Raw genomic sequence first — 24141 nt, 5'->3', positions numbered from 1 at the left:
AGGGGCGTTGGGATCCAGGTCCCGAGCCACACTCCCCTCTCCCTTCCCACCGCAAGTGCGGCGGGCCCCTTCCCTCTCCCCGGAGGGGCGAGGGAGAAGCGGATCAATACTCGGCGAGATCCGAGAACTTCGTGATCGTCGGATCGAACTTCATCCGCACCTTGCCGGTCGCGCCGTGGCGCTGCTTGGCGATGATCAGTTCCGCCAAACCGTAAACTCGCTCCATCTCCGCCGCCCAAGACGCATGGTCCTCGAAGATCTTCGAGCTGTCGCCTTCCGCCGGGCGCTTGGGCTCCTTCGACGCGACGTAGTAATCCTCGCGGTACACGAACCAGACCATGTCGGCGTCCTGCTCGATCGAGCCCGATTCGCGAAGATCCGAGAGCATCGGCGTCTTGTCCTCACGCGATTCCACCGCACGCGACAGCTGCGACAGCGCCAAAACGGGGACGTTGAGGTCCTTCGCGAGCGTCTTTAGCCCGCGCGAAATCTCGGAGATTTCCTGGACGCGGTTGCCGTCCTTGCTCTTGCCCGAACCCGACAACAGCTGGAGATAGTCGACCACCACCAGCCCGATCTCGTTGTTGTGCCGACGCTGCAACCGGCGCACGCGCGTGTGCAGCGCACCGATCGAGAGACCGCCGGTATCGTCGATGAACAGCGGCAGGTTCTCCAGTTCCGCGGCGGCGGCGGCGAGCTGTGCGAACTCGGTCCGGCTGATTTTACCCATGCGGAGCGATTCCGAACTGATCTGCGACTGCTCGGCGAGAATACGCGTCGCCAACTGATCCGCCGACATTTCCAGCGAGAAGAACGCGACCTTCGCGCCGACCGAATCCTTCGGGGCGATTCCGTCGGCCATGTCGCGCATCCAGCGCCGCGCGGCATTGAACGCGATGTTGGTGGCGAGCGACGTCTTCCCCATGCCCGGACGGCCGGCGAGGATCATGAGATCGCTGTGATGCATGCCGCCGATCTTGGCGTTGATCGAATCGATCCCGGTGGTGACGCCCGACAGGTTACCGCCCGAGTTCAGCGCGCGCTCGGCCATCTTGACCGCCGCAGTCGTCGCCTGCGCGAACGACTTCACCGTGTTCTCGGAGCCGCCATCCGCCGCGACCTTGAACAGCTCTTCTTCAGCCAGCTCGATCTGCGCGCGCGGATTGACCTCCTCGGAGGTGTCCATCGCGCGATCGACCAGCGTCCGCCCGACCGACACGAGCGCACGGAGCATCGCGAGGTCGTAGATCTGCTGCGCGAACTGGCGCGCACCGATCAGGCCTGCACCGCTGCCCGTCAGCCCAGCCAGATACGCCGGCCCGCCGAGTTCGCGCATGCCCTCGTCCGCATCGAACATCGGCCGTAGCGTCACCGGCGTCACCAGCATGTCGTTGCCGCGCAGCGTCTTGATCGCCGCGAAGATCCGGCCGTGAACGGGTTCAAAGAAATGCCCGGGCTCGAGCTTGTCGACGAGGTCGTCCGCGAGCCGGTTGTCGATCATCATCGCGCCGAGCATCGCGGCCTCGGCTTCGACGTTGCGGGGAAGTTGCTGCGGTTCGGGGACCGCGGGAACGGGGAATGCGAGAGTTGCCATCTGCTTCACCTACGCGATGCTGAGCGTCCGGTCCAAGCGCACTGCGACGGAATGTGGGGATAAGTCGCCTCCTCCTTCTCCCCTCCCTGGAAGGGAGGGGTTGGGGGTGGGTCGGTCTCCGGATCGTCGAACGGTTGCGGCCAGAGCTGGCCTACCCACCCCCTGCCCCTCCCTTCCAGGGAGGGGAGTCCGTTGTGCTCATGGCGTCAACGCGTTCAGACCAAGTGACAGGCGATACGACCCCCGCTATCGAACCGTGATGGCCGACCCGCGGATCATCGACGTGCAACTCGACGAGACCAGTCTCGGCTGGCGCTCGCCAGACGTCGAGCAGGAGCGGCGGATCGCGATCTTCGACCTGATCGAGGGCAATCACTTCGCCCCGCAACGCGCCTATGCCGACGGCTATGCGGGGCCGTACAAGATCAAGCTCCAGTCGGAGGAAGGACGCCTCGGCATCCATATCCACCGCGAAGACGACACGCATCTCGAGACTTTGGTGCTCGCGCTTGGGCGCTTCCGACGGCCGATCCGCGATTATTTCGCGATCTGCGACAGTTACTATCAGGCGATCCGGCAATCTTCCCCCGCCCAGATCGAGACGGTCGACATGGCGCGCCGCGGCGTCCACAACGAAGCCGCCGAGCTGCTGAAAGAGCGTCTCGACGGCAAGATCGAGGTCGATTTCGACACCGCGCGACGGCTGTTCACGCTGATCTGCGTCCTCCACATCCGCAACTAGAAGACCCATGGCTCACGCACTTTTGAAATTCGCGGCCGCGCTGGCCGCAACCGGCTTCGTCGGCATCTGCGGCTGGACCGCGGCAACCGGCTGGCACCCCGACGTCAAGCACTACCCGTTGCAGGGCATCGACCTCGCCGAGAGCCCCGGCCCGGTCGAATGGGGCACGGTACGCGCGAGCGGCGCCGACTTCGCCTACATCGTCGCGACGTCGGGTACCGACCGCCGCGATCCGGCGTTCGAGGCGAATTGGGCGGCGTTGCCCGACGCGGGCCTGCGCCGCGGCGCGGTGCACGTCTATTCCTTGTGCCAGCGCGCGGACGAGCAGGCGAACGCGTTCAACACCTTCGTGCCGCGGACGTCGGACGCATTGCCGACCGCGGTCGACATCGCGTTCCACGACGACTGCACCGCGCGGCCCAGCCGCGCGACGCTGATCGCGGACATCGCGCAGTTCGTGACGATGGTGGAGACGCACACCCGCCAGCCGGTGATGCTGCGGATCAGCAAGGCGGTGGATTCGAAATACACGCTGTCGGACGCCGTCCCGCGGCCGCTCTGGGCGGTGGAGAATATCCTCAAGCCCGACTACACCGCGCGGCCGTGGCGGATGTGGCGCGCGAGCGATTTCCGCCGCATCGACGGGATCGAGGGACCAGTGAACTGGGACGTGGTGGCATCATGAACGAACAAGCAACGCAACTCGTGGCCGCAGCACGCGACGCCTCGCGCAACGCTCACGCGCCCTATTCGCGGTTCGCGGTCGGTGCGGCTGTGCTGCTCGACGACGGCACGGTGATCACCGGCGCGAACTTCGAGAACGCCAGCTACGGCTTGTCGCTGTGTGCGGAGACGGTCGCGATCGCCACCGCCAGCGCGGCGGGCCGGCTCCGCGATATCGTCGCGATCGGCGTGATCGGCGGCGCGATGGATGCCGACGGCTGCGCGACCGGCACATCCCCCGTCAGCCCATGCGGCCGCTGCCGCCAAGTCATCAATGAGGCGGCGCAGATGGGTGGCCGGGACCTGCCGGTGCATTGCGGGGCAGCCAAGGGCGACGCGATCCGGACTTACACCATGTCGGAGTTGCTCCCGGACGCGTTCGGTCCGGCAGATTTAGGCATTAGCTAAGACGGATTGCGAGGACGTAGCCGATACGACCCCGCCAGGGCGCGGTGGCAACGGCGGGGACCGATAGGGACTACACGAAGCATCGGTGGTCGCTTACCCCCCGCGGCTAGGCCTGCCCCCTGGCCGGGAAGGTTCACTGCCACTCGAGGCCACGCGTCGCGCAGGCGAGCCCTCGCTACCGGACCCGCTCGGCATGCGCGACGATCGACTCGCAAAGCCGGTGCGTTTTCAGAATGTCCTCCGACGCCGTCGCGCGCCCCTCGCGCACGCCCGTCAGAAAGTCAGCGCACATCGCCTCGAAGCCGCGTTGCCGGACGACCGGGGTCCAGTCGCCGCGTCGGTGACGCGTCTCGCCGTCGTCGTGCGTATACCGATCGGACAGATTGACGACCGATGTCTTGCTTCCGTCGCCGATCACGTCGAGCCGCTCCTCGTCGAGGGCGGACATGCGCTGCATCGTGCCGATCGCGTGGAGGCCGTCCCCCGCCAGCGTCAGCGTGACTCCGTGCAGCATCCCGTCGCGAACGATCGTCTCGGTCGTCATGCGCGGCGTCGCCCCCGGCGCCAGGAACCGGAGCGTGTCGACGACGTGGATGAAATCGTCGAACACGACCCGGCGCGGGGTGTCGGGTTGAGCGCGTCGATGCTTCTGCAGCAGGATGAACGACCGCGGCCGATCGAGCAACGAGGCGTAATCGGGTGCGAACCGCCGGTTGAAACCGACCGCCAGCAAGACCTGTCGGGACTCCGCCAACGCGACCAGCCTTGTCGCCTCGGCCAGCGTGTCAGCGAGCGGCTTGTCGACGAACACCGCGACGTCGCGATCGAGCAACGCCTCCACCGTCGCCGGATGCGCGACGGTCGCGCTGTGGACGAACGCCGCATCGAACCGCGTCGTCGCCAGCGCGGCGGCCACGCTGTCATGGCGGTGTGGAAGCCGGTATTGTGCCCCGACTTCAGCAAGAACCGCGGGATCGCGCGTCGTCAGATGAAGCTCGATCTCCGGCATTGACGCCAGCACCGGAAGATACGCCTTCCGCGCAATATCGCCCAGCCCACTCATTAATACCCGCATCGCCATTCCCTTCTCGTGCATCGCCACTAGGTATGCGTCGCCTGTCGCTACGCATCGTAACGTCGTGAGTCTCTACCGGGGATGTGGCGGCTGTCGACACGCACCCACTTGCCGTCGACCACCATCCGCGCGAAAGCGCACCGCGAAGAGGGAGCTATCATGACAGTCATGTCCGACCGCTGGATTCGCGAGCGCGCGCTGGGCGATGCGATGATCGAACCGTTCCACGAAGCGCAACGCCGCGACGGCTGCATCTCGTACGGCCTGTCATCCTACGGCTACGACGCGCGCGTTGCCGACGAGTTCAAGATCTTCACCAACGTCGACAGCGCGATCGTCGATCCGAAGGACTTTGCGGCGAACAGCTTCGTCGATCGCAAGACCGACGTGTGCATCATCCCGCCCAACAGCTTCGCACTTGCGCGGACCGTCGAATATTTTCGCGTACCGCGCGACGTTCTGGTGATCTGCCTTGGCAAGTCGACCTATGCGCGTTGTGGGATCATCGTCAATGTGACGCCGCTCGAGCCCGAATGGGAGGGCCATGTGACGCTCGAATTCTCGAACACCACGCCGTTGCCGGCCAAGATCTATGCGAATGAAGGCGCTTGCCAGTTTCTGTTCCTCAAGGGAAACGAACCTTGCGAAGTGAGCTACGCAGATCGCGCGGGGAAATATATGGGGCAGCGCGGGGTGACCCTGCCGCGGCTTTAGGGTGCGCCTGAAGCGCATGAACGCGTGCAAGCGCGGCGTCTCGTCGCAGCGGCTACAGCAATTAGCTCTACCGTCAGCTACGCCGATATTGTCTCATCGGCACCGAGTAAGCTAAACCAAAGCGCACGGTTCTTCGTTCTCGAAGGCGGAAACCCAGACTCGGCTTCCGCCTGCGTTGCAAGACTAACGAGCTATTGGTCGCCAAACCCCGTTTGATCAGCGGGTTGCGATCTGCTGCAAGCGTGCGCTGAGCGCACGATTTGCCAGATCGTGCGACGACATGACTATCCCCGAGGGGAGGTCCATCGCCACTGCCGGACGATCTAGGACCGCGGCGTACAACGCGCGGGCCTCGGACTCACGTCCAGTCCGGTGATAGACCGACGCCAGGTTCAACATCAGTTCGGGGCGCTGCGGGTAGATCCGGCGTTCGGCGACGATACGGTGTTCCGCCAAGGCCAGATCGCCAGCCGCGATCGCGACATACCCAGTTCGGTCAACCGGCGCGGACGGAACTGCCAAAGCCGGCGTCGCTGCGCCGAGGGCTGCGAGAACGAACAGGACGGTCTTGCGCATCGCTCATCTCCACTGACCTTCACGTGCTGGAAGGTTTCATTTTTATGACATTAGTGTGTCACTTCGATGACTGTCATACAAGTGTAATATTTGAATAGATCCTTCACCGTGCCAGCTTCAAATTTGCCAACGACCACGAAAAAGGGCGGCCCCGGAGGACCACCCTTTGGACGTTCAATACTGTACGCAGCGCGACCTAGAAGTCGTTGCGATACTGCTCGTTGCCGATGAAGCCGAGCTTGGTAATCGCGGACCGCTTGATCACGGCAAGCGTGCGATCGACCACTTCGTAGCGCGACTGCGGGTCAGGCTGGAAGTGAAGCTCAGGCTCAGGCGTCATGCCCGCGCTCTGATCCAGATACTGGCGTAACGTGACTTCGTCGACCGGAGAACCGTTCCACGCGACTACACCCGCAGCGTCAATCGAGATCTTGTTCTTCTGCGGATCAACCGGGTTCAATGGCGGATTCTTGCTGTTGACCGGAAGGTCCACCTTGACCGCGTGAGTCTGGATCGGGATCGTGATGATGAACATGATGAGAAGAACGAGCAGGACGTCGATCAACGGCGTCATGTTCATTTCCATCATCGGGCCGTCGTCTTCTTTGCCGCCGCTCATTGCCATTGCATGCTACTCCTAAATACGTCCGAGCGATCGTCAGCGTTCGGTGGTACCGCCGGGAGGCGGTTCAGAGATGAAGCCGACCCGGGCGAACCCGGCCTGCTGCATCGTGTAGATCGTGGCACCGATGCAGCGATACGGTGCGTTAACATCGCCGCGGATATGCGCCTCGGGCAATTCGAGGCCAGCCGCGTTGACACCGCCCTGACGTGCGATCTCCGCCTTCAGCTTGTCGACGGCCCGCTGCAGCAGTTCTTCGTGCGTGACCGGCGACAGCCCCCAGTACACCTGGCACTGGTTATTGGCCGACGTCACGGACAGTGACACGTTCTCGGGCTTGGTTGTGGTCGGATCGAAGCGGACATCGGGGAGCTTCAGCTGCACAGCCTGGACCGCAACGGTCGTCGTCACCAGGAAGATGATCAGAAGCACGAGCATGACGTCGACCAGCGGCGTCGTATTGATGTCCGATATCGATTTCTCGGTGGAATCGCCACCAACACTCATCGCCATGTGCGAACTATCCTATTCATATAATCGCCACCGGTACCGCCGGCGGAAAGGAAGCAGGGCTACCGACGGCAGCCCCACCTTCTCGCGGCTTAGTTGGCGCGCGGCACGCCGCCAGCCTGACCGGCGGTCGTGGTAGCGGGCTTGGTCGCGACCGGCTTGACGCCCGAAGCGATCGACGGGCGAACCGCGCCGTTCGAGGCCAGGAAGCCGAGCACGTCGTTCGAGAAGGCCGACAGGTCCTCTGCGATCGACTTGTTGCGACGCTGCAGCCAGTTGTACGACAACACGGCAGGAACCGCGACGACCAGACCAAGGGCAGTCATGATCAGGGCTTCACCGACCGGCCCTGCGACCTTGTCGATCGATGCCTGACCCGATGCACCGATCTTCACGAGCGCGCGGTAGATACCGATAACCGTACCGAACAGACCGATGAACGGCGAGACCGAACCCACCGTCGCGAGGAAGGCGAGACCGCCACCCAGCTTCGAGTTGATCGCGGCTTCCGAGCGGGCCAGCGAACCGTGCAGCCAGTCATGCGCCTCGACCGGATCGGTCAGCTTCGAATGCTGCTCCTGGGCGGCCAGGCCGTCGTCGACGATCTGCTTGTAGGCCGAGTTCTTGTCGAGCTTGGCCGAACCTTCGCGAAGGCTGTTCGACGACCAGAACGCCTGACGGACGCGCTTGCCCTGCCCGATGATCTTCTGCTGCTCGAACAGCTTCGAGAACAGGATGTAGAACGACACGACCGACATCAGAACGAGGATGCCGAACACGGTCTGGGAAATCAGGCCGCCTTCGCGAAGTGCGGCTTGCAGGCCGTACGGGTTGGCGTCGGCAGCGGCGGTCCCGGCCGCAGCAAGGATGGTGGTGATCATGGTCGATTAGTCCTCTGACTATAGGTCTATGTCTGAAACAAAAAACGACAGCGTGTGATGTCGCCGGTTACGGTCGCCGATTACTGGGGCGGGATCTTCCACGTCACGCGACGCGACGAACTCGACCGGATCGGGTTGCCCGACTGGTCCAGCGCCGGAGCGTAGCGCCCACGCCGGGTAATCGCCGCGCATGCCGCACGATCGAGAGCGGAAGACCCACTCGACGACGTTACGCGGCAATTCTCGACACGACCCTGCGTGTTGATGTCCCACGCAATCCCGACGGTGCCTTCTTCCTCGGCACGCAACGAGCTCGGTGGATAGTCATCCGTCGACACCCACTGCGCAGGATCACCCTTTGCGCCGGCTGCCTTGCTGACCACCGGAGCAGGTGGCGCGGGGGCTACTGCTGGCGATGGCGGCGCTGGCGGCGCCGTCGGCTGGAACCGCGGAATGATGCTCGACGTCGTCAGCGCGGGCGCTGGCTGCGGCGTTACAACGACCGGCGGCGGCGTGACGACAGTCGTCGGCGGCGGCGGCAGGTTTGGCTGGTCGGGTGGCGGCGGCGGGGGCTCGTCGGGTGGAGGCGGCGGCGGCGGCGGCTCCACGTCGAACGTCGTCATCTTTTCCTGGGCCTTTTTCACGTACTGATACGCGAGGCCAGTGACGAAAGCATAGCCCAAGGCCGCATGGATCAGCGCGACGATCACGATCGCGACGATTTTGCCTCCGGACATCTTCTGGTCAGTATAGGCCATTCAGAAACGACACTCCCTTAATCTGCCTGCTCCGTACACACATGCCCGCATTGAACACGGGGCACGTACGTCTGCCGTTGGCCGGAATAACCACGGGGCAGTGCCTTAGTCCTATCGCCACGTCATGCGACACGCAAACGCTTTGTCGGACGCAACAAACGTACAACCTCAGCATGGCAGAATTATTTCTGTATCGTTCAGGCGTGCTGGCGTAGCTTGGAGGCATGAATATTCTCTTTCACGTTACGGCTTCGGCCCTTGCGTTCGCACTCCTCGCCGTGCCTACCGATGCCCGTCAGGCACCGTCGCAGGCCCGCGTTTCTCCCGATAATGGGGCAAATCCCGGTGGTGCGGCGCAGCAGCCGACGAGCGGCGGCATCGGCTATGCGGACGTGGCCGATCTCGTTTTGGCGGCGCCGGTGATCGCCGACGCCACCGTTCGATCGACGACCAAGATCAAACCTGCCGAAGCGCCGGATCTCGCACCGGGCCTTGTCAGACTATACGTCGAGGTCGATGTCGCGGCGCTCATTCGTGGTGCAAACGGGCTGCCGCCGCGAATCGGGTATCTGCTCGATGTGGCGCCGGATGCCGGCGGTCGCGTTCCCAAATACAAAAAGGCGCGCGTTCTGATCTTCGCGCGGCCCGTCGCTGGCGCGGTGAATCAGGTTCAGCTCATCGCCCCCGATGCGCAACTCGGCTGGACCCCGCTGCTCGACGCCCGCGCCCGCAAGATCGCCCAGGATGCGCTGGCGACCGACGCCCCGCCGGTCATCACCGGGATCGGCAACGCCTTCCACGTTGCCGGTGCGCTGCCAGGCGAAGGCGAGACGCAGATCTTCCTGACCACCGCGGACCAGCGTCCGGTATCGCTATCGGTGCTGCGTCGCCCCGGCGAGCAACCCCGCTGGGCGGTGGCGCTGAGTGAAATCGTCGACGAATCGGCGGCGCCCCCGGCCGTCGAGACGCTGCTCTGGTACCGCCTTGCCTGCGCGCTTCCCCGGACCTTGCCGGAGCGCAGCACGAGCTCGCTCGAGGCCGCCGATGCGACGATCGCGCGCGAGGATTATGCGTTCGTGCTGAACGCGCTCGGACCCTGCGGCCGGACGCGCAAGAGCTAGGCGATGTCGAGCAACTGCCCGGTCGTGGACCGCGCCTGATCGAGAAATTCGACCGCGGCGTCAATATGCGCGGCCGCGGCGGTCTCGGTCGGAAATACCGCATTCAACCGGCGTGCGGGTGCCAGTTCGACCGCGAGCGGCCCGATCGCCGCTCTCGCCTGTGCCATAGCAAGTGGATCCAGCGCAGGCGATATCGACACGACGAGCGATCGGGCATTGGCATTCCGCACCAGCGCCGCGATGTCGCCGCCGGCTTCGAGCCGCAGCAGCACCGCGTCAACGACGATGGCGGACGAGGGTCACGCCAATCGCCTCGTCAGCTTCGGCGATCGCCAGCTTCACGATCTTCACCTGCACGCGCAGCACCCGCGCATCCTGCAGGAACAGCGTTTCGCAGATATGATCCGCCACGCCCTCGATCAGCGTAAAGTGGACACCCGGCGGCAGCGCCGTCGTCGCCGCATTCTTCAGGTCGAGATAATTCTTTGACGCGGACAGCAGCGTGTCTGGGTCGAACCGTTTGGGACACACCATGTCGACGGTCAGCGAAATCCGCAGCGGCTGCGGCAGATGCGTCTCCTCCGAATAGATGCCAGTCAGCACCTGCACTTCGAGATCGTGGACTTCGAGTTGAAGACTGTCTTCCATCGCCGCGCCTCTAGCAGACGCGCGCGTAGAAGAAAGTCGTGGTGAGATGAAAGTCACGCGGTAGAACTTGGTCGTGCCGTCGCCGCCGCGTGCCAGCGCCGGACCGCCCGCGCCTCCTCGGGCAACGCCAGCTTGCAGCGCGCCGCGAAGTCGATCGTCACCAGCGCCGTGATGTCGGCAAAGCTGTAGGCATCGGTCGCGATCCACGGCCGGTCCGCCAACTGCGCCTCCAGCGTCTCGACGAACACGTCCCACATGATCACGCCGCGTGCGGCGAGTTCGGGGATCTGCGGCATTGCCGGCCACTTGCCCGCCGCCCCGCGATCGCGAAACGCATCGACGGTGTTGCGCAGGACATAGACCGCCGCGGCATAGCCATCACTCTCGATCCGCCGGGTCCATGATTCGATCCGCGCGATGTCGACCGGCGTCGTCCCGAACAGCGACGACGCCGGGTGCAGCGCCTCGAAATACCGGCAGATCGCGGCCGATTCGCAAATCACTTCGCCGTCGTCGAGTTCGAGCGCCGGCACCGCCCCCCGCGGGTTGATCGCCAGGAACGCATCCTGCAACTGCTCGTCCGCGCGCAGGTCAATGGTCACACGTTCGACCGATATCCCCTTTTCGGCGAGAAAGACGCGGACGCGGCGCGGGCTTGGGGCACCGCGTGAATCATAGAGCTTCATCGATCGGGTTATCCTTGCGTTCAGCCGTCCCGAAGTTAAAGCGCGCTGCCCCCGTCGTCCATGCGCCACCCTGTTGGCCATGCCAGGGGCTGGAGATGCCGGTGATCACTCTCGTCCCCCTAGACAGCATCGATTCGACCGCGGTCGAGTTCCTGCTCGACCGCGCCTTCGGGCCCGATCGGTTCGCGCGCACCGCCTATACGATCCGCGGCACGGCAAAGCCGATCGCTGCACTCAGTTTCGCCGCGATCGAGGACGGCGTACTGGTCGGGTCGATCCAGTGCTGGCCGATCGCGCTGATCGAAGACGACCGCGAGATCCCGCTCGTCATGCTCGGCCCGGTCGCGGTCAAACCGACGCATCAGGGCGATGGCATCGGCCGCCGATTGATGGCGCACGCGCTCGACGCGGCAACCGCCTTCGACCTTGATGGTGCGCTGATGCTGATCGGGGACCCCGACTATTATGGCCGCTTCTTCGGCTTCACCGCCGAGCGCACCGCACGGTGGCGCGCGCCCGGCCCGGTCGAGCGTCATCGCCTGCTCGCGCGTGGCGCGGCAGTGCCCGATCGCGCCGGGATGCTCGGCCCCCGCGTGCCGGCCGTCGCATCTGTGTAAGGCGCGGCTTTACCTCGGCCCCCTGCCCGCCTAGTCCGCCGCTATGCCCATGGACCCCATTCCCGACATCGCCTCGCTCAGCCTCGCCGAGATCGCGAAACTGGTCGAGGAGGCCAAGCTTCCGCCCGTCGAGAAGTGGAGTCCCACGCATTGCGGCGACAGCGAGATGCGGATCGCGCGCGACGGCACCTGGTATCACCAGGGCTCGCCGATCGGTCGCCCGGCGATGGTCCGGCTGTTCTCGACGATCCTGCGCCGCGAGCCCGACGGCAGCCACGTCCTCGTCACGCCCGTAGAAAAGCTCGATATCGAGGTCGAGGATGCGCCGTTCATCGCGGTCGAGATGAAGGCGGAGGGCAGCGGTCGCGACTCGAAGCTCGCCTTCCGGCTCAACACCGGCGACTTCGTCACTGCAGGCCCGGAGCATCCGCTGCGCTTCATCGAGGATATTGACGGCCCACGCCCGTACCTCGCGGTGCGCGGCGGGCTGGAGGCACTCGTCGTCCGCCCGGTCTACTACGAGCTTGCCGAACGCGCGATCGCCGACGATGCGACGCCGCCGGGCATTTGGAGCGACGGCGCGTTCTTCCCGCTGGAGCCGGCTGCATGAGCCTGACGGAACGGCTGACCGCGGCGCTGGCGAAGGGCACCGGGTCGCACATGATCCTGCTGACCGGCGACCAGCACGACGGTGATCTCACCGCCACCGATACGCTGCTCCCCGCCGCAGTACTGATCGCAGTGACCGATCGCGCCGATCCCGGCGTGATCCTGACGCAGCGCACCGACACGATGAGCCGCCACCCCGGCCAGATCGCATTCCCCGGCGGCCGGATCGATCCCGGCGAAGACGTCGTCACTGCCGCTCTGCGCGAGGCCGAGGAGGAGATCGCGCTGCCTCGCGACCGCGTCACCGTGATCGGCGAGGCGGACAGCTACCGCACCGTCACCGGTTTTCAGGTGACGCCAGTGATCGGCATCATTCCCCCCGACCTGGTCTTCACACCGAGCGAAGCGGAAGTCGCCAGCGTGTTCGAAGTCCCGCTAGCGTTCCTCCTCGACGAGGCGAACCACGTCGAGGCGACGCTCGAATGGCAGGGCCACGACCGGCATTATTACGAGATCCTGTGGAACGAGCGCCGCATCTGGGGCGCGACCGCGGCGATGATCGTCAACCTCGCGCGCCGCCTGAGGTGGTCTTGATACTCCCGGCTGCGCCGTGGCGCGACCGTGACGGCCTTGAAGCACTGACCAAGGTTCTTGGCGCGGCCGAGGGTGAGTCGCGCTTCGTGGGCGGCGCGGTGCGCGATACGCTGCTCGGGATCGACGTCGCCGATGTCGACATCGCCACGCGCCTGCCGCCGCAGGAGGTGATCGATCGCCTCCAGGACGCGCGGATCAAGGCGGTACCGACCGGCCTCGCGCACGGCACCGTCACCGCGGTCACCGCAGGTGGTCCCGTCGAGGTGACGACGTTACGCCGCGACGTCTCGACCGATGGCCGCCACGCGATCATCGCCTATACCGACGACTGGCGCGAAGATGCCGCGCGCCGCGACTTCACGATGAACGCGCTCTACGCTGATCCGGCGACCGGTGAGATCTTCGACTATTTCGGTGGTCTCGATGACCTCGCGTCGCGGCGCGTCCGTTTCATCGGCGACCCGTTGCAGCGCATTGCCGAAGATCATCTGCGCATCCTTCGCTTCTTCCGCTTCCACGCGCGCTTCGGCACTGCGATCGACCAGGCCGGCCTCGACGCCTGCACGACCCGCGCCAACGACTTGATGGCGCTCTCACGTGAGCGCGTCGCGAGCGAAGTCCTGAAACTACTGATCGCCGCCAATGCCGTCCCGGTCGTCGCGATGATGGTCGAGCGCGGCATTTTTCGCGCGGTGCTTCCCGAGATCGACGTTGCTGGTGCAGAACGTCTCGCGCTGTTGGCCGACCGCGAGACGGCGGCCGGCATCGCCCCGGACCCGATCCGTCGCCTCGCCGTGGCGATCGCCCCCGCCACAGCCGAAGCCGTCGGCGCGCGCCTCAAACTCTCCAACACCGACCGCAAGCGCCTGATCGCCGCGACCGCCGGTCCCGGCACCGAAGGCCCGCACGCGCTCGCCTACCGCGTGGGGACGACCGGCGCGATCGATCGCCTGCTGATCGCCGGCGAGGACGTGTCCGCAATCAAGGACTGGGCGCCCCCCGCGTTCCCGTTCTCGGGTGGCGCATTGGTGGCACGCGGCTTGCGCAAAGGCCCCGACGTCGCCGCGATGCTCCGCGAGGTTGAAACGCACTGGATCGCAGAAGGCTTTCCCGACACGGCGCGGATAGACGTAATTGCCGACGAGAAGGTCGACGCAGCCTTACGCTGAAACCATTTCTTGCATGGTCGCTGGAGCAATCATCGCATAGGCCGCATCCGCCTCGAGTGGCCGGGCGTAGAAATACCCTTGCCCGAACGTGCAGCCAAGCGCGGCGAGCGTCTGCGCGAGTTCGTTCGTCTCGACTCCCTCGGCGGTCGTCTTCATACCCAGCGCCTGCGCCAGGCTCAGGATCGCGCGGACGATCGAAACCTTGTCGCGGTCCGCGAGCATGCCCGTGACGAAGCTTCTGTCGATCTTCAGTACGTCGATCGGCAGCTTCTGCAGGTAGGCCAGGTTCGAATAACCCGTTCCAAAATCGTCCATCGCCAGCGTCGTACCGAGCGCCTTCAGCGCGTGCATCGTTCCAGCGATCCGATCGGGATCTGTGACGATCGCGCTCTCGGTCAGTTCGAGGGTGAAGCGATCGCCGCTCAGCCCGGTCGATGCGAGCGCTGCCTCCACCACCGGCGCGATCGCGTCGCGCTGCAGCTGGATTGCCGACAGGTTCACGGCCAGCTTTACCCCGCACGGGCCGCCATAGGCGGAGTCCCAACGCGCCAGCGTTTGCGCCGCCTCCTCGATCGCCCAGCGCCCCAGCGGAACGATCAGCCCCGATTCTTCGGCCACCGCGATGAAGTCGGTCGGAGAATGCGCCCAGCCCTCGTCGTCGGTCCACCGCGCCAGTGCCTCGAACGACACGATCCGTCCGGTCGCAAGATCGCAGATCGGCTGGTAGGCGAGTCGGAGTCGACGATCCTCGATCGCCCGACGCAACATCGTCTCCATGCCGAACTGCGCGCGGGCGATCGCGAAATCCTGCGTCTGGTAGGTTTCGGCGCGTCCACTCACCTTGGCGCGCTTCACCGCGAACTGCGCGTGGCGGATCACCTCGACCTTGTCGTCTGGCGTGTCGGCACCATAGGCAATGCCCACCGAGCATTCGACGCTGATCTCGTAATCGGTCAGTCGGAACGGCGTGGTCAGCGTCCGCTGGATCCGGTCGGCGAGCGCGTGCGCTTCCTCGCGATCGTCGATCGTCATGAGGATTCCGAACTGATCGCCGCCGATCCGCGCGAGCGTGTCGCGCGCGCGCAACGCCCCCTTGATCCGCCGCGCGACGGTGATCAGCAACTCGTCGCCCGCCAGCGATCCGAGACAGGAGTTTAGTCGCCCGAACCGGTCGAGATCGATCGCAAGCACCGCACCGGACGCGTGATCCGCCATGTCTTCGATCAGATCGGCGAAGCCTTCGCGATTCGCCAGCCCGGTAAGGCTGTCCGTCGTCATCTCGCGACGCAGGCTGCGCTCGGTCTGCACCTGCGACGTGTGATCGATGAAGCTGATCGTGCACCGATCGCGGAACGCCGCGAACGATCGGGCGATCGTCACCCGGTAGTGGCGGCAGTCGATCGCGTCGCCGAGCACCCAGTCGAAATCGGATCGTAACTGCGTGGATTCGAGAAAGGCCAGTATCCTGGGGCCAAGGTCCGCAATCATCGGCGACCGCTCCGCGACCACGCCAAGCCCAGCCAACCGATAGGCGCGGTTCATCGCGAAAAGCTCGAACCGCCCGGCGATTACGACCAGATGGGCGGATGGGATCGGGATGAGTTCGAGCGCACGTGCGACCAGTTCGGTCGCGACGATGTGTTGCGCTAACGCTTCCGGGGCGGTCGAAGCCATGAGACTGCCGTACCCGGTGTTCGTTAAGACGCCCTGAAGGACCCTGAATGGAGTATTTCTAAACCATTATCCGAATCGATTGTCGCGCGGAAAGCCGGTCGGCGGCATCCGCCCCGCAGCCCCGCGCGCTGCACGCCACGGCCCGAGGTCCGACTCGGTCCGCGTCCGACCGGTGCCGCCGCCCATCGCCCAGCTGAGGCCCTCGGCGAACGTGAACGTGATCGCATCCGCCAGCCCTCCGTCGCGATAGCGTTGCAGCTGGAGCCCTTGCCCGCGCGTCATCTCGACCAGTTCGGCGAGTGGGAACACCAGCATCTTCCGGTTGTCGCCGATCGCCGCGACGTAATCGTCGTTCGGCCCGATCGGTCGAACGATCTTTAACTGCGCACCCGGCCGCGGCGTCATCACCGTCTTGCCCTTGCGGGTCTCGGCAACGACCTCCGCCGAACTGACCGAGAAGCCGCGGCCGTCGGTGGCAACGACAAGCAGTTTGGGATGCTTGCTCGCGGGCAGCAGCGCGACGATCCCGACGCTGCCGTCGAGGTCGATCATCGCGCGTACCGGCTCGCCGAACCCGCGTCCGCCCGGCAGCTTGTCCGCCGCGAGCGTGTAGAACCGCCCGTTCTCGGCGGCGAGCAACAGCTTGTCGGTGGTCTGCGCGTGGAACGCATAGGCCGGGCCGTCGCCCTCCTTGAACTTCAGCGCCTCCGGGCTCGCCAGATCATTGTGCCCCTTCATCGCCCGGATCCAGCCGCGCTGCGACAGGATCACGGTGATCGGCTCGCGCTCGATCATCGCCTCCAGCGGAATGTCGCGCGTCGGCGCGTGCTCCTCGATCGTCGTCCGTCGTTTGCCGAGCGGGGTCTCCAGCCCGTAGCGATCGCGAATCTTGGCCATGTCGCGCTTCATCCGCGCGCGCTGCTTCTTCGGATCGGCGAGCAACGCGGCCAGCGTCGTCTGCTCCTTGTCGAGCTTGTCGCGCTCGGTCTTGATCTCGAACTCTTCGAGCCGGCGGAGCGAGCGCAGACGCATATTGAGGATCGCCTCGGCCTGGCGATCCGTCAGCGCGAACTCGGCGATCATCACCTTTTTAGGCTCGTCCTCGGTGCGGATGATCTCGATCACGCGATCGAGGTTGAGATACGCGATCAGATAGCCGTCGAGCAGTTCGACCCGGTCGGCGATCTTCGCCAGCCGGTGTTCGGTCCGCCGGCGCAGCACCACGAACTGGTGATCAACCCACGCCGCCAGCGCCTCGCGCAACGACATCACCCGCGGCGTGCGATCCTTGTCGAGCACGTTGAGGTTGAGGCTGATCCGCGTCTCGAGATCGGTGAGCCGGAACAGCCCGTCCATCAGGATCTGCGGATCGACCGTTCGGCTACGCGGTTCGAGCACGATGCGGATCTCGGTATCCGATTCGTCGCGCACGTCGGCGAGGATCGGCAGGCGCTTGGCGTTGATCAGATCGGCGATCTGCTCGATCAGCTTGCCCTTCTGCACGCCGTACGGGATCTCGGTGACGATCAGCTGCCAGCCGCCGCCCTTCTCACGCTCAGTTTCCCAGCGGGCGCGGACACGGAAGCCACCACGTCCGGTCGCATAGGATTCGCGGATGACCGCAGGCGGGTCGACGACCAGCCCGCCGGTCGGGAAGTCGGGGCCCTTCACATGCTCAAGGATAGCCGCGTCGTTGGCGTCCGGCGTATCGATCAGGACGATCGCCGCATCGAGCAGTTCGGCGGCGTTGTGCGGCGGGATGCTCGTCGCCATGCCGACCGCGATCCCGCTCGCGCCGTTCGCCAGGAGGTTCGGGAACAGCCCCGGGAACAGCTCGGGCTCGTGGTCCTCGCCATTATAGGTCGGGCGATACGCGACCGCGTCCTCGTCGAGCCCGTCCATCAGGTCGATCGCGACCTGCGTCAGCCGCGCCTCGGTGTAGCGGTAGGCGGCCGCGTTATCGCCGTCGATGTTGCCGAAATTGCCCTGCCCGTCGACCAGCGGATAGCGCATCGCGAACGACTGCGCCAAGCGGACCATCGCGTCGTAGACCGACTGGTCGCCGTGCGGGTGGTATTTGCCGATGACGTCGCCGACGACGCGCGCGCACTTCTTGTACCCCTGCGCCGGGTCGAGCTTGAGCAGCCGCATCGCCCAGAGCAGGCGCCGATGCACCGGCTTCATCCCGTCGCGCACGTCGGGCAGCGACCGCGCGGTGATCGTCGACAACGCATAGACGAGATACCGCTCGGACAGCGCGCTGTCGAAGGGGGCGTCGACGATGGAGTCGAACGGATCTTTGAAATCGGTGGCCATTGCGCGCAGCGATAGCAGCCGGGAACGAAACGATCAAAGCATGAACGTACGAAGCGGCCTGCGCGGTTGATCACGACGATATGCCCGCATGACGCGGTCGATCGAGCCCGCTACACCAACCCGATGATCCGCCTCGCCTTTCTCGCGCTCGCCGCGATGTCCACGCCCGTCATGGCGCAAACGCCTGCTTCTCCACCGGCCAAGTTGCTGACATGGCCCGACGTAACCAAGCGGCCGAAACCGATGCCTGACGCGACCGTCGACTATGGCACCGACCCGATGCAGAAGGTCGACGTCTGGCTCCCCAAGGGGAAGGCCAAGGGGCCCTTCCCGGTGGTCGTGATGGTCCATGGCGGCTGCTGGACGACGAGCATCGCCGATCGCAGCCTGATGAACTGGATCGCCGACGACCTTCGCAACGCTGGCGTCGCGGTCTGGAACATCGACTATCGCGGTGTCGACCGTGCTGACGGCGGCTATCCAGGCACGTTCGTGGACACTGCGAATGCTGCCGACCAACTCACCGTAAATGCGAAGAACTATAACCTCGATACGCGCCAAGTGCTCGCGATCGGCCACTCCGCCGGTGGCCACCTCGCGCTCTGGCTCGCCGCCCGCGCGAAGCTTCCAACGACGAGCCCCCTCCACACGGCTCACCCACTCCGCATCCGCCATGTCATCAGCCTCGGCGGCCTGCCCGATCTCGAAGCCACCGCGACCAACGCCGACAATGGCTGCGGTACCGAAGTCGTCGCGAAACTGGTCGGTGCACCCACGCCTCAGCATCCGGACGTCTACGCCGACACATCGGTCCCGCGCCTGCTGCCGCTCGGCATGAAGCAGGACCTCGTCAACGGCCGCGAAGACCGGATCATCCCCTTCGTCATGGCGACCGACTATATTGCCAAGGCGACCGCCGCCGGTGATACCGCCACGCTCCACACCATCCCGGCGACCGGCCATGTCGAACTGATCGCGCCGGAAACGCCTGCATGGGCCGAGGCCAAACGCCTGATCCTGTCCTATTTCGGAAAGAGCCAGTGACTCTCGAAGACGCCCGCGCGCTCGACACGACCGACCCGCTCGCTGCGTACCGCGATAAGTTCGCCCTCCCCGAAGGCGTGATTTACCTCGACGGCAACTCGCTCGGCGCGCTGCCCAAGGCCACGCCCGCAGCGCTCGCCGACGTCGCCACCCGCCAATGGGGCGACCGCCTCATCCGCAGCTGGAACGAAGGCTGGATCGACGCCCCCCAGCGGATCGGTGCGAAGATTGCTCCCCTGATCGGCGCGGGCGAGGACGAGGTCATCATCGGCGACACGACCTCGACGCACCTTTTCAAGGCGTTGGTCGCCGGACTGCGTAGCAACCCGGAGCGTCACACGGTCTTGAGCGAGGCCGGTAACTTCCCCACCGACCTGCACATTGCCGAAGGCGCTGTCGCCTGCGTTCCCGGCGCGCGGTTGAAGGTCGTCGCCCGCGAAGACCTTGCCGCAGCGCTCGACGGCGACACCGCGGTGCTGCTGCTCACGCACGTCCACTACAAGACCAGCGACCGCTTCGACATGGCCGCCTGGACCGCCCGCGCCCACGACGCCGGCGCGCTCATGCTCTGGGACCTGAGCCACAGCGTCGGGGCGGTCCCGATCGACCTCAACGGCGCGCACGCTGACCTCGCCGTCGGCTGCACGTACAAATACCTTAACGGCGGCCCCGGCGCTCCCGCATTCCTCTACGTCGCCAAGTGCTGGCAGGACGCACTCGCGAGCCCGCTCTCCGGCTGGATGGGCCACGCCGCACCGTTCGCGTTCGAGGACGCCTACCGCCCCGCCCCCGGCATGAAGCGCTGGCTTGCCGGTACCCCCGCGATGCTCTCGACCGCGGCCCTAGAAACCGCGCTCGACCTCTGGGCCGACATCGACCAGCACCTCGTCGCCACCAAGAGCGCCCAGCTGTTCGACATTCTCGCCGCAGCCGGCGACGCACTAGGCCTCGACTGCGTCAGCCCCCGAGACCCCGCCAAACGCGGCAGCCACATCAGCTTCCGTCACCCGCATGCCTATGAACTCACGCAAGCCCTCATAGCCCGCGACGTCATCGGCGACTTTCGTGACCCCGACATCCTGCGCCTTGGGCTCACCCCCTTGTACCTCAGCCATGAAGACGTCTGGCGCGCAGGCGAGATCTTGCGGGACACAGTCAAGACCGAAAGCTGGCGCGATCCGGCATATTCGCAACGGCTCGTCGTGACCTGAGCACGCTTGACGGCATATCCCAGTTAACTGATAGTGATTAGATCAATCACGGGAGACTGTCCATGAAGTGGGTTGTTAGTAGCGCCATCGCGTTGTCCCTGGCCGGGTGCAGCAAGGTTCCCGAAAGTAGCGCCGGGGAGCCCGACATCGCCGGCAACTCGGTCGCTGGTGTCGCGTTCGACTATAGCTATGACCTGACGCTTCCCTCGTCCCGGATCTCGGATCTTCAGGAGGAACATGCGCGCGCCTGCGAACGGCTCGGGCCAACACGCTGCCGGATAACGGGATTGCGCTACACGGTCGGGCAACAAGGCGACGTCAACGCGAACCTGTCGGTCAAGATCGCCGCCCCCCTGGCGCGTGCCTTTGGCCGGGCCGGGGTGAAGCAAGCCGAGAGCGTCGGGGCGACGTTGACGGGGGCGGATATCAGCGGCACCGATGTCGCCACGGCCGTCGCGGCGACCGCGACCGAACGGACCGACGTCGCAGCCGAACGCGCTCGGATCGACCGCGAACTGGCCCGCGTCGATCTATCCCCGCGCGAACGTGCCGAACTCCGCCAGCAGCAGGCGGTCGCGCAGGGCCAAGCCACGGCAGCCGCGGCGACGGCATCCGAGCAGCGCGAAAGTCTCGCCAATACGCCGATGTCGTTCGACTATACGACCGGCCGTGGGACCGGCCTGGTCGATCGCCTGCAGGATGCGGGCGACACGGCGCTGGGCTCGATCGGATTGACCGTGACGGCGCTGCTCTGGGTGCTGGCAGCGCTTGGCCCGCCACTGGTAGTGCTCTTGCTCGCCGTGCTGGTTTGGCGGCGCTGGATCCAGCGTTGGTGGACGGAACTGTCGGCACGCGTCGATCGCCGACTCAGTAGACCGCGCCCGACTGCCCATGACCCTACGTCTCCCTCCCAGCGATGACGTCGGGCAGTATTCCCGGGGCAGTCATGCGCCGCGATTGCACCCCCCGCGCCCTTCGCCTATAGGCGCGGCCTATTCCGGCCTCGGCTTCGCGGTACATATCGCGTAGGCTGGGGCCGCTCGATTTTCACCGCTCGATTTCCAGGGGACCGCGCATGGCTCGCCGCCGCCAGATCTACGAAGGCAAGGCCAAGATCCTCTACGAGGGTCCCGAGCCGGGCACGCTGATCCAGTATTTCAAGGACGACGCGACCGCGTTCAATGCCCAGAAAAAGGGCACGATCAACGGCAAGGGCGTGCTCAACAACCGAATTTCCGAGCACATCTTCACGCTGCTCGATCATATCGGCGTGCCGACGCACTTCATCCGCCGGCTCAACATGCGCGAGCAGCTGATCCGCCAGGTCGAGATCGTCCCGATCGAAGTCGTCGTGCGCAACGTCGCCGCGGGCTCGATCTCGACGCGCCTCGGGATCGAGGAGGGCACCAAGCTGCCCCGCACGATCATCGAATATTACTACAAGGACGATGCGCTCGGCGATCCGATGATCTCCGACGAACACATCGCCGCGTTCGGCTGGGCCAGCCAGGAGGAGATGCACGACATCGCCGACCTCGCGATCCGCGTGAACGATTTCCTGTGCGGGCTGTTCGCCGGCGTCGGCATCCGTCTGGTCGACTTCAAGCTCGAATTCGGCCGCATCTTCGACAACGACTTCGGTCGGATCATCCTCGCGGACGAGATCAGCCCCGATGGCTGCCGCCTGTGGGACATGGAAACCAACGAGAAGATGGACAAGGATCGCTTTCGTCGTGATCTCGGTGGTGAAGTCGAAGCGTATCAAGAGGTTGCACGCCGTCTTGGCCTGCTGCCCGAGGGGGCTGACAACGCCGTCCTCGACCTCGAAAAGCATCGCAAGAACCGGGGCAAGTAAATGAAACTCAAGGTTTTCGTGACATTGAAGCCGGGCGTGCTCGATCCGCAGGGCCGGGCGATCCACCACGCGCTCGGCAGCCTCGGCTTCGACGGCGTCCAGGACGTCCGCCAAGGCAAGCTGATCGAACTGGAAGTCGCCGACGATACCGACGACGCGACGATCGACGGCATGTGCCGCAAGCTGCTCGCCAACACGGTGATCGAGAACTACCGGGTCGAGCGCGCATGAAAACTGCGGTCATCGTCTTCCCCGGCTCCAACTGCGACCGCGACATCGCCGTCGCGCTGGAGGCGGTGACCGGCGTCAAGCCGGTGATGGTCTGGCACGGTGACGCGGATCTGCCCGCGGATGTGGGCCTGGTCGCGGTACCCGGTGGCTTCTCGTACGGCGACTACCTACGCTCGGGCGCGATCGCGGCACGGTCGCCGATCATGCAAGCTGTGGTCGAGCAGGCTGGCAAGGGCTTGCCCGTGCTCGGCATCTGCAACGGCTTCCAGGTGTTGACCGAGGCAGGGCTCCTGCCCGGCGCGCTGATGCGTAACGAGGGGCTGAACTTCGTCTGCCGTGATGTCGCGCTGACGGTCGAGACGGCAAGTTCGACCTTCACGTCTGGCTACACGGCCGGTGAACGCGTGTCCTTCCCAGTCGCGCATCATGACGGCAACTACTTCGCCGACACGGAGACGCTCGACCGCCTCGAAGGCGAAGGGCGCGTGGCGTTCCGTTATGCCGAGAGCGTCAACGGTTCGGCGCGCAACATCGCGGGTTTGCTGAACGACAAGGGCAACGTGCTCGGCATGATGCCGCATCCGGAACGTCGCATCGAAGCGGCACACGGTGGCACCGATGGTCGCCGTTTGTTCGAGGGTCTCCTCGAAGTGGTCGCCTAAACCCTTAGCGCCTTCAGTCGGGCAAGCAGGACGATCAGGCTGGGCCAGAACAATGTATTCCAGATGTCGTGCCAGTTCGCCCAAACGTCGATCCGCGTGCCGTAGACGAGACTATCGCGCAAGTCCCATGCCTCCCCGGCAAGAGCGGCCAGCAGCACAATCAACCAAGGCCGTCGATCGGACAATCGCCATTTGAACAGCGTCGCGCTGCCTAGGAACAGGCCGAGCGCGACGTAGATATGTAGTGCGTCCTTCGCGAGCCCCATATGTCGGACGGTCCAGAGCTTGACGGTCTGGAGCGGACTCATACCCGCGTGCGGAACGGCGAGAAGTCCGTCCCCCGGTCGTACACGTCCACCCCTTCGCGGCGCTTCAACCAGCCCACCGCCACATAGGTCAGCGGCGTCAGCAATACCTCCCAAGAAACCTTCAACAAAAACTGGCTGACCATCACCATCAGCATCGCCTCCACGGGCCAGTCCGGTGCGCCGTAGAACGCGAGCGGGTAGAAGATCAGACTGTCGAACGCCTGCCCCACCACCGTGCTGCCGATCGTCCGCGTCCACAGCATGCGCCCCTGCGTCCAGACCTTCATCCGCGCGAGCACGAAGCTGTTGGCGAACTCGCCCACCCAGAACGCGCAGATCGACGCGAACACGATCCGCGGCACTTGGCCGAACACGGACTCGTACGCGGCCTGCCCCGTCCAACCGGCATCGGGCGGCAGCGCGACGACCACCGCCGACATGAACACCATGAACAGCATCGCGCCGAACCCCGCCCAGATGCAGCGCCGCGCCCGCGCGTAGCCGTAGACTTCGGTCAGGACGTCGCCGATCACATAGCTGACCGGAAAGAAGAGGATGCCCGCGCCGAACGGCCACGCGCCGATGAACGGCAGATCAATCACCGCGCGCTTCCCCGCGCCGATGACGTTCGACAGCAGCAGGATCGTGACGAACGCCGCCATCACGAAGTCGAAATACCGAAACTGCACCCCACCGACTGCATTCGCGTCGATCGGTTCGAGCCCGGGCGCCTGATCCGTTCCAATTTCCATGCCCGGCGTTATGATCGAGGTTCCAAGCCCGCACAATCCGC

At 65.2% G+C, this 24141-nt stretch carries 29 protein-coding genes; 15 read left to right on the top strand and 14 right to left on the bottom strand.

Annotated features, from left to right (window positions below; translation table 11 throughout):
- Positions 1–103 precede the first annotated feature (103 nt).
- Positions 104–1594 carry a replicative DNA helicase gene (locus O6Y00_RS18605; protein ID WP_056050676.1) on the bottom strand — a complete coding sequence of 497 codons (1491 nt, stop codon included), beginning with the start codon at positions 1592–1594 and terminating at the stop codon, positions 104–106.
- 259 nt (positions 1595–1853) lie between these two features.
- On the opposite strand from O6Y00_RS18605, the gene O6Y00_RS18600 reads away from it, so the two are divergent.
- From O6Y00_RS18600 to O6Y00_RS18590, 3 genes are read left to right on the top strand one after another with little or no spacing between them, the layout of a single operon-like run.
- Entirely contained in the window at positions 1854–2336 is a 483-nt protein-coding gene (locus O6Y00_RS18600) for a UPF0262 family protein (protein WP_056050677.1), read from the top strand.
- Between the two features lie 7 nt (positions 2337–2343).
- On the top strand, positions 2344–3021 hold the full coding sequence (locus O6Y00_RS18595) for a glycoside hydrolase family 25 protein (protein ID WP_353444055.1): 678 nt from the start codon (positions 2344–2346) through the stop codon (positions 3019–3021).
- The gene (locus tag O6Y00_RS18590; protein ID WP_353444054.1) at positions 3018–3467 is read left to right on the top strand and encodes a cytidine deaminase; all 450 of its coding nucleotides are present in this window, start codon (positions 3018–3020) and stop codon (positions 3465–3467) included. Before O6Y00_RS18595 ends, O6Y00_RS18590 begins: the two co-directional genes overlap by 4 nt.
- A gap of 175 nt (positions 3468–3642) precedes the next feature.
- On the opposite strand, the gene O6Y00_RS18585 is transcribed toward O6Y00_RS18590, so the two are convergent.
- Positions 3643–4542 carry a Gfo/Idh/MocA family protein gene (locus O6Y00_RS18585; protein WP_353444053.1) on the bottom strand — a complete coding sequence of 300 codons (900 nt, stop codon included), beginning with the start codon at positions 4540–4542 and terminating at the stop codon, positions 3643–3645.
- A gap of 159 nt (positions 4543–4701) precedes the next feature.
- On the opposite strand from O6Y00_RS18585, the gene dcd reads away from it, so the two are divergent.
- Entirely contained in the window at positions 4702–5256 is a 555-nt protein-coding gene (gene dcd, locus O6Y00_RS18580; RefSeq protein WP_353444052.1) for a dCTP deaminase, read from the top strand.
- Positions 5257–5472: 216 nt separating this feature from the next.
- Here the strand turns inward: dcd and O6Y00_RS18575 are convergent, their stop codons facing one another.
- From O6Y00_RS18575 to O6Y00_RS18555, 5 genes are all read right to left on the bottom strand, one after another.
- On the bottom strand, positions 5473–5832 hold the full coding sequence (locus tag O6Y00_RS18575) for a tetratricopeptide repeat protein (protein ID WP_353444051.1): 360 nt from the start codon (positions 5830–5832) through the stop codon (positions 5473–5475).
- A gap of 196 nt (positions 5833–6028) precedes the next feature.
- Positions 6029–6457, bottom strand: coding sequence for an ExbD/TolR family protein (locus O6Y00_RS18570; protein WP_435368647.1), 429 nt, complete (start codon positions 6455–6457; stop codon positions 6029–6031).
- 33 nt (positions 6458–6490) lie between these two features.
- On the bottom strand, positions 6491–6967 hold the full coding sequence (locus O6Y00_RS18565; RefSeq protein ID WP_353444049.1) for an ExbD/TolR family protein: 477 nt from the start codon (positions 6965–6967) through the stop codon (positions 6491–6493).
- A gap of 89 nt (positions 6968–7056) precedes the next feature.
- Positions 7057–7845, bottom strand: coding sequence for a MotA/TolQ/ExbB proton channel family protein (locus tag O6Y00_RS18560; protein WP_353444048.1), 789 nt, complete (start codon positions 7843–7845; stop codon positions 7057–7059).
- Positions 7846–7925: 80 nt separating this feature from the next.
- The gene (locus O6Y00_RS18555; RefSeq protein ID WP_353444047.1) at positions 7926–8603 is read right to left on the bottom strand and encodes an energy transducer TonB; all 678 of its coding nucleotides are present in this window, start codon (positions 8601–8603) and stop codon (positions 7926–7928) included.
- Between the two features lie 224 nt (positions 8604–8827).
- Between O6Y00_RS18555 and O6Y00_RS18550 the strand changes: the two genes are divergently transcribed.
- A complete protein-coding gene (locus tag O6Y00_RS18550) occupies positions 8828–9724 on the top strand; it encodes a hypothetical protein (protein ID WP_435368646.1) in 897 nt (298 codons plus the stop codon).
- On the opposite strand, the gene O6Y00_RS18545 is transcribed toward O6Y00_RS18550, so the two are convergent.
- The 3 genes from O6Y00_RS18545 to O6Y00_RS18535 are packed head-to-tail and all read right to left on the bottom strand — an operon-like array spanning position 9721 to position 11058.
- Complete coding sequence (locus tag O6Y00_RS18545) at positions 9721–9996, bottom strand: Rossmann fold domain-containing protein (RefSeq protein WP_353444045.1); 276 nt, start codon at positions 9994–9996, stop codon at positions 9721–9723. The two genes, O6Y00_RS18550 and O6Y00_RS18545, sit on opposite strands and share 4 nt — an antisense overlap.
- A 4-nt stretch (positions 9997–10000) precedes the next feature.
- Positions 10001–10372 (bottom strand): dihydroneopterin aldolase, encoded by a 372-nt coding sequence (locus tag O6Y00_RS18540; RefSeq protein WP_353444044.1) that lies wholly within the window; start codon positions 10370–10372, stop codon positions 10001–10003.
- Positions 10373–10425: 53 nt separating this feature from the next.
- On the bottom strand, positions 10426–11058 hold the full coding sequence (locus tag O6Y00_RS18535) for a glutathione S-transferase family protein (protein ID WP_353444043.1): 633 nt from the start codon (positions 11056–11058) through the stop codon (positions 10426–10428).
- Positions 11059–11159: 101 nt separating this feature from the next.
- On the opposite strand from O6Y00_RS18535, the gene O6Y00_RS18530 reads away from it, so the two are divergent.
- The 4 genes from O6Y00_RS18530 to O6Y00_RS18515 are packed head-to-tail and all read left to right on the top strand — an operon-like array spanning position 11160 to position 14047.
- Positions 11160–11675: a GNAT family N-acetyltransferase gene (locus tag O6Y00_RS18530; RefSeq protein WP_353444127.1), complete on the top strand. Its 516-nt coding sequence runs from the start codon at positions 11160–11162 to the stop codon at positions 11673–11675.
- Positions 11676–11718: 43 nt separating this feature from the next.
- Positions 11719–12285: a DUF1285 domain-containing protein gene (locus O6Y00_RS18525; RefSeq protein ID WP_353444042.1), complete on the top strand. Its 567-nt coding sequence runs from the start codon at positions 11719–11721 to the stop codon at positions 12283–12285.
- A complete protein-coding gene (locus O6Y00_RS18520; protein ID WP_353444041.1) occupies positions 12282–12878 on the top strand; it encodes a CoA pyrophosphatase in 597 nt (198 codons plus the stop codon). Before O6Y00_RS18525 ends, O6Y00_RS18520 begins: the two co-directional genes overlap by 4 nt.
- The gene (locus O6Y00_RS18515; protein ID WP_353444040.1) at positions 12869–14047 is read left to right on the top strand and encodes a CCA tRNA nucleotidyltransferase; all 1179 of its coding nucleotides are present in this window, start codon (positions 12869–12871) and stop codon (positions 14045–14047) included. The genes O6Y00_RS18520 and O6Y00_RS18515 overlap by 10 nt, the downstream gene beginning before the upstream one ends.
- Here O6Y00_RS18515 and O6Y00_RS18510 read toward each other — a convergent pair.
- Entirely contained in the window at positions 14039–15721 is a 1683-nt protein-coding gene (locus O6Y00_RS18510) for a putative bifunctional diguanylate cyclase/phosphodiesterase (protein WP_353444039.1), read from the bottom strand. The two genes, O6Y00_RS18515 and O6Y00_RS18510, sit on opposite strands and share 9 nt — an antisense overlap.
- A gap of 66 nt (positions 15722–15787) precedes the next feature.
- Complete coding sequence (gene parC, locus O6Y00_RS18505) at positions 15788–18037, bottom strand: DNA topoisomerase IV subunit A (RefSeq protein ID WP_353444038.1); 2250 nt, start codon at positions 18035–18037, stop codon at positions 15788–15790.
- Between the two features lie 66 nt (positions 18038–18103).
- Between parC and O6Y00_RS18500 the strand changes: the two genes are divergently transcribed.
- The 6 genes from O6Y00_RS18500 to purQ all read left to right on the top strand — a co-directional run bounded on the left by O6Y00_RS18500 (position 18104) and on the right by purQ (position 23040).
- Entirely contained in the window at positions 18104–19081 is a 978-nt protein-coding gene (locus tag O6Y00_RS18500; RefSeq protein WP_353444037.1) for an alpha/beta hydrolase family protein, read from the top strand.
- Positions 19078–20292 (top strand): kynureninase, encoded by a 1215-nt coding sequence (gene kynU, locus O6Y00_RS18495; RefSeq protein WP_353444036.1) that lies wholly within the window; start codon positions 19078–19080, stop codon positions 20290–20292. The genes O6Y00_RS18500 and kynU overlap by 4 nt, the downstream gene beginning before the upstream one ends.
- A 62-nt stretch (positions 20293–20354) precedes the next feature.
- On the top strand, positions 20355–21212 hold the full coding sequence (locus O6Y00_RS18490) for a hypothetical protein (protein ID WP_353444035.1): 858 nt from the start codon (positions 20355–20357) through the stop codon (positions 21210–21212).
- Between the two features lie 155 nt (positions 21213–21367).
- Positions 21368–22147: a phosphoribosylaminoimidazolesuccinocarboxamide synthase gene (gene purC, locus O6Y00_RS18485; RefSeq protein ID WP_056050712.1), complete on the top strand. Its 780-nt coding sequence runs from the start codon at positions 21368–21370 to the stop codon at positions 22145–22147.
- The gene (gene purS / locus O6Y00_RS18480; protein WP_056050714.1) at positions 22148–22378 is read left to right on the top strand and encodes a phosphoribosylformylglycinamidine synthase subunit PurS; all 231 of its coding nucleotides are present in this window, start codon (positions 22148–22150) and stop codon (positions 22376–22378) included.
- Positions 22375–23040 carry a phosphoribosylformylglycinamidine synthase subunit PurQ gene (gene purQ / locus O6Y00_RS18475; RefSeq protein ID WP_353444034.1) on the top strand — a complete coding sequence of 222 codons (666 nt, stop codon included), beginning with the start codon at positions 22375–22377 and terminating at the stop codon, positions 23038–23040. Before purS ends, purQ begins: the two co-directional genes overlap by 4 nt.
- Here purQ and O6Y00_RS18470 read toward each other — a convergent pair.
- Both O6Y00_RS18470 and O6Y00_RS18465 read right to left on the bottom strand, forming a co-directional pair.
- A complete protein-coding gene (locus O6Y00_RS18470; protein ID WP_353444033.1) occupies positions 23037–23348 on the bottom strand; it encodes a hypothetical protein in 312 nt (103 codons plus the stop codon). The two genes, purQ and O6Y00_RS18470, sit on opposite strands and share 4 nt — an antisense overlap.
- A complete protein-coding gene (locus O6Y00_RS18465; RefSeq protein ID WP_353444032.1) occupies positions 23345–24100 on the bottom strand; it encodes a queuosine precursor transporter in 756 nt (251 codons plus the stop codon). The genes O6Y00_RS18470 and O6Y00_RS18465 overlap by 4 nt, the downstream gene beginning before the upstream one ends.
- Positions 24101–24141: the final 41 nt, after the last annotated feature.

This window comes from Sphingomonas faeni (assembly GCF_040407565.1).
In the GTDB taxonomy this organism is placed as follows: Bacteria; Pseudomonadota; Alphaproteobacteria; order Sphingomonadales; family Sphingomonadaceae; genus Sphingomonas; species Sphingomonas faeni_F.
Note: the sequence above shows the minus strand (reverse complement) of the source record. Positions and strands in the feature narration are given on the sequence as shown.